This is a genomic window from Xanthomonas sp. NCPPB 3200 (genome assembly GCF_056393585.1).
Map to the genome: position 1 here is coordinate 3527795 of NZ_CM150785.1, position 15402 is coordinate 3543196.

The 15402-nt window shown below is 65.9% G+C and carries 8 protein-coding genes; 7 read left to right on the forward strand and 1 reads right to left on the reverse strand.

The annotated features are described in order from the left end of the window. Positions 1 to 138: 138 nt before the first annotated feature. From AC06DU_RS15335 to AC06DU_RS15350, 4 genes are all read left to right on the forward strand, one after another. Positions 139 to 2523, forward strand: a complete 2385-nt coding sequence (locus AC06DU_RS15335; protein WP_478202757.1) for a TonB-dependent receptor plug domain-containing protein — start codon at positions 139 to 141, stop codon at positions 2521 to 2523. A gap of 242 nt (positions 2524 to 2765) precedes the next feature. After that, positions 2766 to 3191, forward strand: coding sequence for a VOC family protein (locus tag AC06DU_RS15340; protein WP_184229819.1), 426 nt, complete (start codon positions 2766 to 2768; stop codon positions 3189 to 3191). Positions 3192 to 3465: 274 nt separating this feature from the next. Then, entirely contained in the window at positions 3466 to 5853 is a 2388-nt protein-coding gene (locus AC06DU_RS15345; RefSeq protein WP_478202758.1) for a TonB-dependent receptor plug domain-containing protein, read from the forward strand. Positions 5854 to 6166: 313 nt separating this feature from the next. Next, positions 6167 to 8566, forward strand: a complete 2400-nt coding sequence (locus AC06DU_RS15350; protein ID WP_478202759.1) for a TonB-dependent receptor plug domain-containing protein — start codon at positions 6167 to 6169, stop codon at positions 8564 to 8566. 204 nt (positions 8567 to 8770) lie between these two features. On the opposite strand, the gene AC06DU_RS15355 is transcribed toward AC06DU_RS15350, so the two are convergent. After that, positions 8771 to 9964: a cytochrome P450 gene (locus AC06DU_RS15355; RefSeq protein ID WP_478202760.1), complete on the reverse strand. Its 1194-nt coding sequence runs from the start codon at positions 9962 to 9964 to the stop codon at positions 8771 to 8773. Positions 9965 to 10410: 446 nt separating this feature from the next. Between AC06DU_RS15355 and ybaL the strand changes: the two genes are divergently transcribed. The 3 genes from ybaL to AC06DU_RS15370 all read left to right on the forward strand — a co-directional run bounded on the left by ybaL (position 10411) and on the right by AC06DU_RS15370 (position 15218). Then, positions 10411 to 12108 carry a YbaL family putative K(+) efflux transporter gene (gene ybaL, locus AC06DU_RS15360; RefSeq protein ID WP_046343878.1) on the forward strand — a complete coding sequence of 566 codons (1698 nt, stop codon included), beginning with the start codon at positions 10411 to 10413 and terminating at the stop codon, positions 12106 to 12108. 215 nt (positions 12109 to 12323) lie between these two features. After that, positions 12324 to 13085, forward strand: coding sequence for an HpcH/HpaI aldolase family protein (locus AC06DU_RS15365; RefSeq protein ID WP_478202761.1), 762 nt, complete (start codon positions 12324 to 12326; stop codon positions 13083 to 13085). Further along, positions 13086 to 15218: a TonB-dependent receptor family protein gene (locus tag AC06DU_RS15370; protein ID WP_478202762.1), complete on the forward strand. Its 2133-nt coding sequence runs from the start codon at positions 13086 to 13088 to the stop codon at positions 15216 to 15218. It begins immediately after the preceding gene. Positions 15219 to 15402: the final 184 nt, after the last annotated feature.

Sequence of the window (15402 nt, forward strand, 5' to 3'; positions counted from 1 at the left end):
GAGCAGCACTCCTGCGACGCCATTCTAGCGTTAACGAATAATTAGCGCCTTCGGGCTGGCCGTCGTTCCCTTCGCATCGCCGCGACCAGACCCCGCCCAGCCTTGCTGGTCCTGCCTGGACCCCCGTTCGGAGTTGTCATGAATTACCCGTTGTCCACGCTCGCAACCGCCGTCGTTGCGGCGCTGCTCGCCTCCCCCGCCTTCGCCCAGACCGCCACCCCGGCCAGCGCGCCCGCCAATACGCTCGATACCGTCATCGTCACCGGCACCCGCGTCTCCGACCGTACCGTGGCCGAGTCGCAGTCGCCGATCGACATCATCAGCGCCGAGTCGCTGCAGGCCACCGGCACCTCGGAGCTGGCCACCGCGCTGGCCCGCGCGCTGCCGTCGCTGAACTTCCCGCGCCCGGCCCTGAGCGACGGCACCAGCGCGATCCGCCCCGCGCAGCTGCGCGGCCTGTCGCCGGACCAGGTGCTGGTGCTGGTCAACGGCAAGCGTCGCCACACCTCCTCGCTGCTCAACCTCAACGGCACCATCGGCCGTGGCGCCGCGGCAGTGGACCTGAACACCATTCCGGTGGGCGCGATCGCGCGCGTGGAAGTGCTGCGCGACGGTGCCTCGGCGCAGTACGGCTCCGATGCCATCGCCGGCGTGGTCAACATCGTGCTCAAGGGCGCGGAGAAGAGCGGCAGCCTGCAGGCCGGCTTCGGCCAGTATTCGGCCGGCGACGGCAGCAACTACGAGCTGTCCGGCGACACCGGCGTGGCCTACGGCAACGAGCGCGGCTGGCTGCACGTGGCCGCCCAGCTCAACCAGCAGGACCCCACCGACCGCGCGCGCGGCTATGCCGGCGCACCCAGCGCCTCGCAGCCGGCCGTGGGCCAGAAGGCGTTCAAGATCGGCGACCCGGACATGAATGCTCAGGCGGTGTCGGCCAATACCGAGTTCGCCTTCAGCGACAGCATCACCGGCTACGCCTTCGCCACCGCCAGCAACCGCGACATCACCTCGTTCGCGTTCTTCCGCGCGCCGGGCAGCAGCCAGAACATCCTGTCGGTGTATCCGCAGGGCTTCCTGCCGGAAATCCAGACCTACGCCAAGGACCGCTCGCTGGTGGCCGGCGTGCGCGGTTCCACCGCCAGTGGCTGGGACTGGGATGCCAGCTACAACTACGGCTACAACAAGATCGATTTCCACACCCGCAACACCCTCAACGTGAGCCTGGGGCCGAGCTCGCCGACCTCCTTCTACGATGGCGCGCTGGAGACCACGCAGAACATCGTCAACCTGGACGTCAAGCGCGGCTTCGACTGGGGCCTGGCGTACCCGGTGACGGTGGCCTTCGGTGCCGAATACCGCAACGAGAAGTGGAACCAGTCGCCGGGCGAAGTGGGCTCGTATTTCCAGGCCGGCACACTGGCCGGTGGCGCGCAGGGCTTTGGCGGATTCGCGCCCAGCGTGTCCGGGCGGTACTCGCGTGACAGCTACGCGCTGTATGCGGACCTGGAAGCCGATTTCACCGACAAGTTCTCCGCCGGCCTGGCCGGGCGCTACGAAGACTTCAACGACTTCGGCAGCCAGGCATCGGGCAAGTTGTCCGGGCGCTATGCGTTCACCGACAAGATCGCGCTGCGCGGCACGGTGGCGTCGGGCTTCCGCGCGCCATCGCTGGCGCAGCAGTATTTCCAGTCCACCAGCACCACCTTCCTGGCCGGCAATCCGAACCCGTTCGAGATCCGCACCTTCCCGGCCGACAGCAACGTGGCGCGCGCGCTGGGTGCAGAGCCGCTGGATGCCGAGACCTCGCTGTCCTACAGCCTGGGCCTGGTGCTGCAGCCGACCGACGCGCTCTACCTCACCGTGGATGCGTACCAGATCGATGTGGACGACCGCATCGTGCTGTCGTCCAACCTTACCGGCACCGGCGTGCGCAACCTGCTCGAAGCGCAGGGCATCTTCGGCATCAACGGCGGGCGCTACTTCACCAATGCGGTGGACACGCGTACGCGCGGCGTGGACGTGGTCGGCAGCTACCGCTGGCAGCTCGCCGCCAGCAGCGTGGACCTGACCGCCGGCTACAACTATTCGGAAACCGAAGTGCGCAGCGTCGCCGCCAATCCGGCCGCGTTGTCGGCCAACGGGCTGAGCCTGGAGCGCATCGACCGCACCGAACGCGGTCGCATCGAGGAAGGCTTCCCGCGCGACAAGTTCCTGGTCAACGGTAGCTGGAACCTGGAGCACTGGACGCTGGCATTGGGTGCCACGCGCTATGGCAAGTACAGCACGCGTCCGGCCGCGGCGATCAACGACCAGACCTTCGGTGCCAAGTGGGTGGTGGATGCCTCGGCCAGCTACAAGATCGATCGCTGGACACTGACCCTGGGTGCGGACAACCTGCTGGACGAGTACCCGGACGAGAACAACTTCGCCAACTCCACCAGCGGGCAGTTCCCGTACAGCAATCTGTCGCCGTTCGGCTTCAACGGTGCCTACGTGTACGGTCGCATCAACTATCGCTGGTAATCAAGACAGCGATCCACACTGCTGCGGTGTTGCCACGTGTCGGTTGCTGACGCGCGCGGCACGGCCGCATCCTGACGCCTGACCACACGCCCCGGCCTGCCCGGGGCGTGTGCGTTTTTTTTGCCCGTTGTCCGTGCGGCGTTTTGATGCAGGCATCCAGGCGCGGGCATCGATGCGCCGTGAAGAGCTGCCGGCGGCTGCGGTGGTATCAACACCGCTTCCACCCTGCCGGAGCACCCACCATGGACGCAGCGCAGCTCTCACGTGGCCGCCTGATCGATCACCTGCATCTGGTCGTCCACGACCTGGCGGCGAGCCGACGTTTCTACCAGGCGGTGCTCGATGTGCTGGGCATTCCGATCGGTGGCGAAGGCGAGGGATTCTTCTGGGCCGACGAGCTGTTCGTGTCCGATCGCGACACGATGGCGCAAGGCGAACTCACCGGCCGCCACCATCTAGCCTTCCAGGCGCACGACGTGGCCATGGTGCACGCATTCCATCAGGCCGCCCTCGCCCACGGCGGTCGCGACAACGGCGCGCCGGGCGTGCGCCCGTATCACCCGAGCTACTACGCCGCGTTCGTGCTCGACCCGGATGGCAACAACATCGAAGCGGTGTTCCATGGTCCTGCGCAACGCAGTGCCGATGCGGTGCAAATCACGTTCTGATGCAGAAGTTTCATATCTGGTATCGATGTCCATGATGGTGCAGGCAAGCAGCTGGTACCGCAGGTCTGGTGCAAACCGCGCATCACTTTGGTGCACAATGACAACGATGGCAGTAGCACGTCATACATGACAGTTACTTGCGCAACGTAACCAAAATTTGACATGCGGTTACACGTGGTTAATGGTTGGGAACGCACCGCAGCTGCCGCAACGGACGCGGCCCGGGAGGGGGCCCCCTGCGATGCATCCGTTCCCCACTCGGAGTTGTCACCGCATGAATTGCAAGACCAGTCCACTCGCAGTTGCCGTTGTTCTTGCACTGTCGTTTTCCGCTTCAAACGCGTCCGCGCAGTCACAGGCTCCCACCCAGAAAACGCTCGATACCTTGATCGTGACCGGCACGCGCGTGGCCGATCGCACCGTGGCCGAATCGGCATCGCCGATCGACATCATCTCGCCACAGGCACTGGAATCGACCGGTACCACCGAGCTGGCTACCGCGCTGTCACGCGCGATCCCCTCATTGAATTTCCCCCGCCCGGCCATCTCCGACGGCTCGGACGCAGTGCGCCCGGCGCAGCTGCGCGGCCTGTCGCCTGACCAGGTACTGGTGCTGGTCAACGGCAAGCGCTATCACAGCACCGCGTTGATCAATCTCAACGACACCCAGGGCCGTGGTTCGTCGCCGGCCGATCTCAACACCATTCCGATCGCCGCAGTGGAGCGCATCGAAGTGCTGCGTGACGGTGCATCGGCGCAATACGGTTCGGATGCGATTGCCGGCGTGATCAACATCGTGCTCAAGGTCAGCGGCGAAGGCGGCAGCGTCAATGGCCGCTACGGCAAGTACAGCGCCGGCGATGGCGAGCAGTATCAGCTGTCCGGCGATGCCGGTTTCAGCTTTGCCGGCACCGGCAAGGTGCATCTGGCCGCACAGGCCGGGCATTCGGATCAGACCAACCGCGCACTGCCATTCCAGGGCCGCGTGGAGCAGCGTTACGGCGATCCGGACATCGACCAGGGCGCGATCTCCTTCAACGGCGAATACAGCCCCACCGATTACCTGACCTTCTACTCGTTCGGCATGGTCAGCCGCCGCGAAGTGCTGTCCAACGGCTATTTCCGCTTTGCCGGCGACAACCGCAACCGCCCGGAAATCTATCCGGACGGCTTCCTGCCGCAGATCTACAACGTCAGCAAGGACGTGTCGTGGGTGGGCGGCTTGAAGACCTCCACCGAAGGCGGCTTGAACATCGATCTGAGCTACAACTACGGCCAGAACAATCTCACCTTCGATGTGCGCAACAGCTTGAACAACAGCCTGGGCCTGGCCAGCCCGACCGACTTCCATGCCGGTACGCTGGAAGTGACCCAGAACGTGCTCAATGCCGACTTCACCAAGACGCTCGACTGGGGCCTGGCGTATCCGGTCACGCTGGCCTTCGGTGCGGAATGGCGCGGCGAGAAGTTCAACCAGTCGCCCGGCGATGCGGCATCCTCGGCCAATGGCGGCATTCCCTCTGCGGCAGGCACACTGATCCCGGGCGCACAGGTGTTTCCCGGCTTCAAACTCTCCGACGCCGGCTACTACAACCGCAACAGCCATTCGGCGTACGTCGACCTGGAAGCGGATCTGACCGAAAAGCTTTCGGCCGGCCTGGCCGGGCGCTACGAGAAGTACAGCGATTTCGGCGATACCGCCACCGGCAAGCTGTCGTTGCGTTACGCGTTCACCGACAAGGTGGCCGTCCGCGCCACCGCCTCCACCGGGTTCCGTGCGCCGTCGTTGCAGCAGCAGAACTTCCAGTCGATCGCCACGCAGTTCCTCAACGTGGCCCAGCCCAATGGCACGGTCACTGCGATCCCGTTTGAGATCGGCACCTTCCGTACCGACAACCCGGCCGCGATCGCACTCGGCGCCGAGCCGTTGAAGGCCGAGGAATCCAAGAACTACGGCCTTGGCGTGGTGCTGCAGCCGATCGAAAACCTGTACATCACGGTCGATGCCTACCGCATCGATATCGATGACCGCATCGTGCTGTCGGAAAACCTCACCTCCAATGCGGCGCGCAATTATCTGCAGGCCAATGGCTTCCCGGGCATCGGTGGCGGGCGCTACTTCACCAACGCCGTGGACACCAAGACCCAGGGCGTGGATGCGGTCGGCACCTATCGCTGGAACCTGGACGGCGGCAGCGCGGAGCTGACCTCCGGCTACAACTACAACAAGACCGAAGTGGAACGGGTCGCCGACAACCCGGCAGCGCTGGAAGCGATCGATCCGGGTGCGGTGCGCATCGGCCGCGCCGAACTCGGTCGCATCACCGAAGGCACGCCGCGCGACAAGTTCTTCCTGGGCGGCACCTGGTCGCCGGGCAACTGGTCGTTCACCGGCACCGCCACGCGCTGGGGCGAGTTCAGCACCTTCGGCACCAACGCCGGCAGCGACCAGACCTATGCGGCCAAATGGACGCTGGACCTGGCCGCGTCCTACAAGTTGAACGACTGGAACTTCACCATCGGCGGCGACAACGTGCTCAACGAGTATCCCGACCGCCAGGAAGCCGGCCTGGGCACGCGCACCTACCTGCCGTACAGCAGCGCCTCGCCGTTCGGTTTCAACGGTGCGCTGGTGTACGCCAACGTGAGCTACAAGTGGTAAATCGCCGCGTGCCGGTCGGCAGCGACCGGCATGTCGATCGCCTCGTCCCGCCTCGCTGAGACGAGGCAGCACGCCCGCAGCATCGCTCGCCCTTTCCGATTGTCGCGAAAGGGCGAGTTCCCCCCTTCTTTCGCAAGGATGCGCCACGCAGCAGACGCTGCGTCGCAGTCTGCTGTCTTGCTGTGCACGTCGCCTTGCCAGCGCACACGCGCTGCGCGCAGGTAACACGGATCGCGCAGTCCGCCGTCGTCTTCCCCCGGCAATACGCGCAGCGCATTGCTGCGTCCACCATCCCCTTTGAGTCTCCATTCCCATGCACACCTCCAACGCACTCTCGCTTGCGATCTCGGTCGCACTCACCGTCTGTACGTTCGCTGCCAGTGCGCAATCGCAGCCTGCCCAGCCGCAGAAAACCCTGGACACCCTGATCGTCACCGGTACCCGCGTCAGCGACCGCACGGTGGCCGAATCCGAATCGCCGATCGACATCATCACCGAGCAGTCGCTGCAGGCCACCGGCGCCACCGACATCGCCACCGCGCTGGGCAAGCTGCTGCCATCGCTGAATTTCCCGCGCCCGGCGATCTCCGACGGCAACGACGCCGCGCGCCCGGCCACGCTGCGCGGCCTGTCGCCGGATGCGGTGCTGGTGCTGGTGGACGGCAAGCGCTATCACACCTCCTCGCTGATCAACTACAACCCGTACGTCGGCCGTGGCTCGGCGCCGGCCGACCTGAACTCGCTGCCGATGTCGGCCATCGCGCGCATCGAAGTGCTGCGTGACGGCGCTTCGGCCCAGTACGGCTCCGATGCGATCGCCGGCGTGGTCAATATCGTGCTCAAGCATGGCGCCGATGCCGGCAGCAACAGCTTGTCGATCAATGGCGGCATCATGGACAAGGGTGATGGCGAGCAGAACGGCATCGACGGCTCGGTCGGCCTGCCGTTCGGCAGCAGCGGCGGCGACACCGCGCCGGGCTGGGTGCGGCTGTCCTGGAACTACCAGAACACCATGAGCACCAACCGCGGCGAGAACACCAACCGCGCCACCACCGTGCCGGGCACGCCCAATCCGGGCGGTGTCCCCTACCAGCGCCACGGCGACCCGGCCTCCACGTTCTACCAGGGGCTGGCCGCATTCGGCTACGCGTTCTCGCCGAACCTGGAACTGTACGGCCACCTCAGCATGAGCCGTCGCGAGGTCACCTCCAACGGCTATTACCGCGCCGCCGACAACACCGCGCGCAATGTGCAGGCGATCTACCCGAATGGCTTCCTGCCGCAGATCTACAACCCCACCAACGACCGCTCGGCCGTGCTGGGTTTGAAGGGCAGCACCGAGAGCGAATGGAACTGGGACGTGTCGGCCACCTACGGCAAGAACGACATGACCTTCAACATCCTCAACAGCATCAACACCAACCTGTACTACACCACCGGCAGCTCGCCGACCAATTTCAATTCCGGTGGCTTCGAAACCGAACAGGGCACGATCAACCTGGACATCAACAAGTCCTTCGACTGGGGCCTGGCGTATCCGGTCAACGTGGCCTTCGGTGCCGAGCATCGCCAGGACCGCTACCAGATCACCGCCGGCTCGCCGGAGTCGTACTTCTTCGATCCCAATACCATCAATCCCGACGACGGCGCGCCGTATCCGGGCGGCGCTCAGGTGTTCTCCGGCCTGGAGCCAACGGTGGCCGGCAAGTTCGGACGCCACAGCAATGCGGTCTACGCCAACCTGGAAGCGGACATCACCGACAAGCTGTCCGGCGGCATCGCCGGGCGCTACGAAAACTACAGCGATGCCGGCTCCACGCGTTCGGGCAAGCTGTCGGCGCGCTACGCCTTCAGCGACACCTTCTCGCTGCGCGGCACCATCTCCAACGGCTTCCGCGCACCGTCGCTGGCCCAGCAGAACTACGCCTCGGTGGTGACGCTGATCCAGAACGGCGAGTTGGTGCAGGTCGGTACCTACCGCACCTCCGACCCGGTCGCGGTGGCGCTGGGCGCAGGCCCGCTGAGCCCGGAGAAATCCACCAACTACGGCCTGGGCGCCGTGTGGCAGCCGACCGCCAGCTTCACTTCCAGCCTGGACGTCTACCAGATCCGCATCTGGGACCAGATCCTGTATTCGGACCAGCTGCAGCTGGCGCAGCCGATCGGTCAGGTCGCCGCGGTGCAGTTCTTCGTCAACGGCGCCACCAGCCGCACCCGTGGCGTGGACTGGATCAACAGCTATCTCGCCGACCTGGGCAGCTACGGCAAGCTCAATCTCAGTGCCAGCGCCAACTACAACAAGACCACGATCCTGGAACTGTCCAACCCCAACTTCGGGCGCGCCAGCCAGGGCCTGCTCACCGACGCCACCCCGCGCACCAAGTACATGGCGGCGGCGGACTGGACGCTGGGCGGTTTTGCGCTGAACTTCAACGCCACCCGCTACGGATCGATCAAGCGCATCAGCGACCCGGCCGATGGCAGCCAGGACCAGACCTACGACGCGCGCTGGCTGTTGAACCTGGCCGCCAGCCAGACTTGGAACGCGTTCACCTTCACCGTGGGCGCGGACAACCTCACCAACCAGTATCCGACCAAGGCGCAGCTGACCACCGCCTACGACGACCGCGCCGGCGGCCTGCAGTATTCGTCGCTGTCGCCGTTCGGCTTCAACGGCCGCTACTGGTACGGGCGGGTCACCTACCGGTTCTGACCGGCGGGTTCGAGCGGACCTGCCGATCCGTGCATGCGTCAACGACAAACACCGCCGAGTGATCGGCGGTGTTTGTCGTTGTGGGCATCTCGATTCGCGTGCAGCGGCCCTGCGTCATCTGCCGCGGTGATTGCCAGCACTACGACTGCCGCAACAATGCGTGCCGATCTGGCCCGGCCCGGCACTGCGCCGCCTGGCCGCAGCTCACCAGGAAGCGAACAGCGCGTCCACACCACGCAGGTTGGCGCGATCGTTCCAGCTCAGCGTGTCCAGCTGCTCCAGCCGAAGCGCCGGCAGACGCGCCAGCAGGCAGGCCAGCGCGGCCTCCATTTCGATCAGCGCCAGCCGGTTGCCCAGGCAGTGGTGAATGCCGCCACCGAACGACAGCGCACGGCCCTGCTGGCGGCGGATATCCAGCAGCTGCGGGTCGGTGAACTGCAGCGTGTCGTGATTGGCCGCGCCCAGCATCAGATACAGCATGACGCCCTGGGGGACCGCCACGCCCTCGATCTCAAAATCCTGCAACGCGGTGCGCGTGGCGATCTGCACCGAGCTGTCGTAGCGCATGCATTCAAGCACTGCATTGGGCAGCAGGCTCGGGGTTTCCTGCAGTAGGCGCAATTGCTGCGGATGCCGATGCAGCGCGACCAGCGCATTGCAGATCATGTTGGAAGTGGTTTCGTGGCCGGCAAAGAACAGCAGGATCACGTTGGAGACGATCTCCTCGTCGCTCAGGCGGCGGCCGTTGTCCTCGGCCTGGATGAAACGCGCGATCAGATCATCGCCGCCAGCGCTGCGACGTTGCGCGATCACGCCGTGGAAATATGTCGCCAGCTGGTCGTACGCAACGCTGGTGGCCTGCAGTTCTTCCGCCGTCATCATCGGATCGAAGACTTTTGCCAGTGCGCTGGTCGCGTGGCTCAACGCGGTGACATCGGCGGCATCGATATCCAGCATCCGGCAGATGATGGCGATCGGCAGCGGGAACGCGAACTCGGTCAGCAGATCGCAGTGGCCGTTTGCCTGGAAAGCATCGATCAACCCGGCGGCGGTATCGCTGGCCACTTCACGCATGGACTCCATCTGCCGCGCACCGAAGGCCTGTGTCATCAGTCCGCGCAACTGGGTGTGCAGCGGCGGGTTGAGCAGCAGGAACATGCGGCTCATACCCTGGAACAGCGGCAGGTGCACCGCCGCCTCGCCGTAACGTAGACGAATGCTTTGCAGATAGTCGCGGCCGACCCGGCGATCGCTGAGCAGGCGATCGACCACGGCGTAACGGCCGGACATCAGCCGCCCGTCTGCCACCTGCACCAACGCGCCTTCCTCGCGCAGGCGCGCGTAGGTCGGATAGGGATCGTGCCGGAATTGGGGTGTTGCCAAATCGCTGAGATGCATGGCCTGGCTCGTGTGGCGTCACCCGCAACAGGGGCGATGCATGCGTGGGCCTGCCGAAGGACGCAGGCGCTCCACTGGTAGCCCGGATTGTCGGCCGGCGCCGCGCTGCGACCTTGCGCAGGGGCGAAGCGGTGTCGTCAATGTTGAATCGGCGGGCCGGACTTGCGCCCTGCGTCGCAACTCGCACGCGCACGTGCGGGCCACAGCGCTTTACCCGCGGCGTCTGACGCATGGATCGGCCTGCGTGCATGCGCTGCGTGTCGCATCGCGTTAATCAAGCGCTGTGTACTATGGGCGTCCGGCCAACCGGACCAGCAACGCGGTCCCGGTTCCCCCGCGCCGGACTCCAGCCATGACCACGCAATGCCCGCAGGCGACGCCCGGCGCAGTGCCGTTGGCTGGTCGCGCCCGCGACGCTCTCTCGGACACTCTCACAACGGATTGGAATGCATCACGACACCAGCCTCATCGACATCATCGCCGTCGGCCTCGCGGTCGCTTTCGTGCTGGGCACGCTCGCACAGAAAGTGAAACTCTCGCCGCTGGTCGGCTATCTGCTGGCCGGCGTCTGCGTCGGGCCGTTTACGCCGGGCTTCGTGGCCGACCAGACAATGGCCAACCAGCTGTCCGAGCTGGGCGTGATGCTGCTGATGTTCGGCGTGGGCCTGCACTTCTCGCTCGACGATCTGATGGAAGTGAAATGGATCGCCATTCCGGGCGCGTTGGCGCAGATCGTGGTCGCCACGCTGCTTGGCTGGGCGCTGGCCTGGAGCATGGGCTGGCCGTTGATGCATGGGCTGGTGTTCGGCCTGGCGCTGTCGGTGGCCAGTACCGTGGTGCTGCTGCGCGCACTGGAAGAACGCCGCCTGCTGGAAACCCAGCGCGGCCGTATCGCGGTGGGCTGGCTGATCGTCGAAGACCTGGTGATGGTGATCGCGCTGGTGATGTTGCCGGCGCTGGCCGAGGTGCTGGGCACCGCCGCGCCAGCGGCGGCGCATGCCGGCGAGTCCACCTCGCTGCTGGCCGCGCTGGGCCTGACGCTGTTCAAGATGGTGGCGTTCGTGGCGGTGATGCTGGTGGTCGGGCGGCGGGTGATTCCGTGGTCGCTGGAAAAGGTCGCCGCCACCGGCTCGCGCGAGCTGTTCACCCTGGCCGTGCTCGGCATCGCGCTGGGCGTGGCGTTCCTGTCGGCCACGCTGTTCGGGGTGTCGTTCGCGCTGGGCGCGTTCTTCGCCGGCATGTTGCTGAAGGAATCCGAGCTCAGCCACAAGGCCGCCAGCGATTCGCTGCCGTTGCGCGATGCGTTCGCGGTATTGTTCTTCGTCTCGGTGGGCATGCTGTTCGACCCGATGATCCTGGTCGAGCATCCGTGGCAGGTGCTGGCCACGTTCCTGACCGTGACCCTGGGCAAGTCGCTGGCCGCATTCGTGATCGTGCGTGCATTCGGCCACCCCACCGGCACCGCGCTGACCATTTCCACCAGCCTGGCGCAGATCGGCGAGTTCTCCTTCATCCTGGCCGGGCTGGGCGTGCAGCTGGCGATCCTGCCGGAAACCGGGCGCGACCTGATCCTGGCCGGCGCGCTGCTGTCGATCATCGCCAACCCGTTCCTGTTCTCGTGGCTGGACCGCTGGCAGGCCAGGCAGGCGCAGGACGCCCCGGCCGCGGTGGAGCCGGAACTACCGCCCGGCCCGCCGCTGCCGCTGGATGGCCATGCCATCGTGATCGGCTACGGCCGCGTCGGCAGCGCGCTGGCGCAGCTGCTGCGTAGCCGCGGCGTACCGGTGCTGGTGATCGACGACAACAGCGATCATGTGGCCAAGGCGCATGCGGCCGGCATTCCCGGTATCCGCGGCAGTGCGGCGGCCGACCGCGTGCTGGCCGAGGCCCGCCCGGAGCACGCCAAGATCGCGATCCTGGCGATCCCGCAGCCGCTGGAAGCCGGCGAGGCGCTGGCCAAGCTGCGCGCGATCAACCCCTCGCTGACGCTGCTGGCGCGCGCGCACAGCGACACCGAGGTCAAGCACCTGCTCGAACACGGCGCCGACGGCGCGGTGCTGGCCGAACGCGAGCTGGCCTATTCGCTGGCCGAGATGGTGATGTCCACCCCGCCGTATCGGGCATTGCGCGTACCGGCGTCGTAACCGCAAGGCGGGGCGACGCAGCGCTGCACGACACGAAAACCCGCCGGCGGCGCCTGCGGGTTTTTTGTTGCCTGCAGGTGGTTCAGTGCGAAACGGCTTGCAGCCGTGCATTGATCGAACTGCGACCAGGGCACCGAAAACTGCCCACCAAATCCACTTGATAATCATTCCCATCCGGAGCAGGATGAGCGCCCGTTTCCTTGGCGGCCTCATCCATGACGTTTGCGGTTGGCGTTCTCAACGCAGTGCCAAGCGTGCAGTTGTGCGAGCTGCTGGGCCGCATCGGCTACGGCTTTGTGGTGCTCGACCTGGAACATGTGCTGCGCGCGCCGGACGAACTGGAACACGCCATCCGCGCCTGCGAGCTGTCCGGCTGCGAGGCTTGGGTGCGCGTGCCGGAGGTGGACGAAAAACTGATCGGCCGCGTGCTGGATGCCGGCGCGCGCGGGATCGTGATTCCACGCGCCGAATCGGCCGCGCAACTGGCCGATGCCATCGCCGCGGCACGGTTCCCGCCACTGGGGCGGCGCGGCATCACCGGCGGGCGCGTCACCGGCTTCGGCAATGTCGACCTGCCCACCTACATCGCGCAGGCCAATCGCGATATCCGCATCGTGCCGATGATCGAAAGTGCGGCCGGCATTGCGGCAGTACCCGAGCTGCTGGCGCTGCCCGGCGTGGCACTGGTGATGGAAGGCGCGCTGGATCTTGCGCTGGACCTGGGCCTGGGCCCGCAACCGACCCATCCACAGGTGTGGGAGCTGCTGCTGCAACTGCATGCGCACTGCGTTGCGGCCAACGTGCCGTTCTGCCCCAATCCGCGCACCGACGCGCAACGCGCGCACTGGCTGCAACAGCCGGACCTGCGCTGGATGCTGGCCGGCGAAGACCGCGCGCTGATTCAACGCGCACTGCGCGGCCACCTGGCCAGCTTCGCCGCACCCATTCCACCACCCGCCTGCAGGAGCACGCCGTAGATGTCGACGTTCCGTTTCCACGCCCTGACCATCGCCATCGCTGCGGCCACCTGGGCCCTGCCGCCGTTGGCGTTCGCCACCGAGTCACCGGATGCGGTAGCCACCGATGCGCAGACGCCGATCCGTGCGCTGGACACGATCCAGGTGCAAGGCAGCCTGCTCGGGCGTTCCAGGCCCGACGACGTGCAGCGCTATGCCGGCAGCCGCCAGGTGATCGACCGCGAGCAACTGCGCAATGGCGGCAACCGCTCGCTGGACGATGCCCTGCAGCGCGTGCCGGGCATCAAGATCTTCGACGAGACCGGCACCGGCGCGTTGCCGCAGCTGATGCTGCGCGGCCTGTACGAGAGCCGCAGCGGCCGCGTGCAGGTACTGGAAGATGGCATTCCGCTGGCACTGGCGCCGTACGGGCAGACCAGCCTGTCGTTGTTTCCGGTAGGGCTGAACCAGATCGACCGCATCGATATCGTGCGCGGTGGCGCGGCCGTGCAGTACGGGCCGAACAACGTGGGCGGGGTGATCAATCTGGTCAGCAAGGAGATCCCCAGCGAGTGGAGTACCACGCTGGCGCACAAGGTCACCGCTGGCGGCCAGGGCCAGTTCCTGCAGGACAGCGCGCTCAGCAGCGGCGGCTACCTCACCGACAACCTCGGCCTGCAGGTCGATGCCAATCGCACTTACGGCGAGTACTGGCGCGCGCACAGCGATACCGACATCAGCAATCTGCGCGTGCGTGCGGAGTGGTGGCTGGACGACACCAAGTTGCTCAAGGCCAGCGTGCAACGCTATCTGGTCGACATGGATCTGGCCGGCGCGCTCAGCCCGGACGATTACCGGCGCGACCCGCGCCAGTCCACGCGCCCGCTGGACAGCTTCAATGGGCGTACCACGCGTGCATCGTTGGGATATGAGCAGCTGTTCGGAGAATGGGGTCCGTTGAAAGATGTTCGGTTGTCCTGGACCAACTTCAGCGCGCGCAGCAGCCGCAACTTCATCGTCGGCATGCGCCAGGCCGCCACCGAAACCTGGCGTTCGGACCTGCCGCCGCAACTGCGCCAGACCGCACCGCGCGACTTCCGCGTGGTCGGCAGCGAGCCGCGGCTGAGCTGGAGCATGGGCGATGCCGGTGGCGTGCGTCAGCAGTGGACCGCCGGCGTGCGTGCGGTGCACGAGGACATCGATTTTTTGGTCGGCAATCTGCGCCTGCGCGATGGCCTGTTCACCAGCGTGCGTGACTGGCAGTTCGAAGACCGTGCCCTGGCCGCCTACGTCAGCAATGCGATCACCCTGCCCGACGAACGCCTGACCATCACCCCGGGCCTGCGCTATGAGCGGCTGGATTCGCGCTATTTCAATCGCGCCACCGGCCTGCGTACGCGCAACCAGACCCGCGATGTATTGCCGGGGTTGACGGTGGGTTTCCAGGCCAACGCACACTGGTTCTTCTATGCGGACGGGCAGCGCTCGCTGCGTGCGCCGCAGGTCACCCAGATCATCTTCGGCAACAACCTGGATGCCGAACTGGCGTGGAATTACGAAGCCGGCACGCGCTACCAGCCCAACGACCGCACCCGCATCCAGCTCGGTGCCTATCTGATCGATTTCGATCAGCAGATCCAGCTGGACAACACCACGCGCGTGTTCCGCAACCTCGGCAAGACCCGCCATCAAGGCGGCGAGCTGGAACTGCAATGGAGCCCGGAAAACCTGCGCGCGCTCACCCTCAACGCCGGTTATGCGTATCTGGATGCCAGCCAGGAATCGGGCGCATTCCGCGGGCTGCGCGTGCCCTACACCTCGCGCAACCAGATCACCCTGGGCGGCAACTACACGCTCGGTCACACCACTGTCGCACTGTCGAGCTACTACTTCAGCAAGGCCTACAGCGACGCGGCGAACACCGTGCAGGAGAACGCGATCGCCTCGGTCGGCGAGTTGCCGTCGTACTGGGTATGGAACACGCAGGTGAGCCATACGCTGTTCGAACGCGATGGACAAAAATTCAGCGCGTCGCTGGCGATCAACAACCTGTTCGATCGGCAGTACTGGTTCCGCGGTGTGGATACCAGCCCGTGGGGCCGCCAGGCCGCGCCGTCGCGCACCGTCACCGCCGGGCTGGAGTACACGTTTTAGGCCTTCGACCCGGCACATGCCGTAGCGACCGACGTACAGGGGCGTCGGTCGGCTGACGGCAACGGCGCTCGCGCTGGCGGGCGCCGCAGACAACACGGCGTGCATGACGCACGTCTCCCTGCCGCAGCATGCGGCATGCGATCACCGTATCGCAGGCCACCCAACGCCCCTGCGGCGCCAGGCA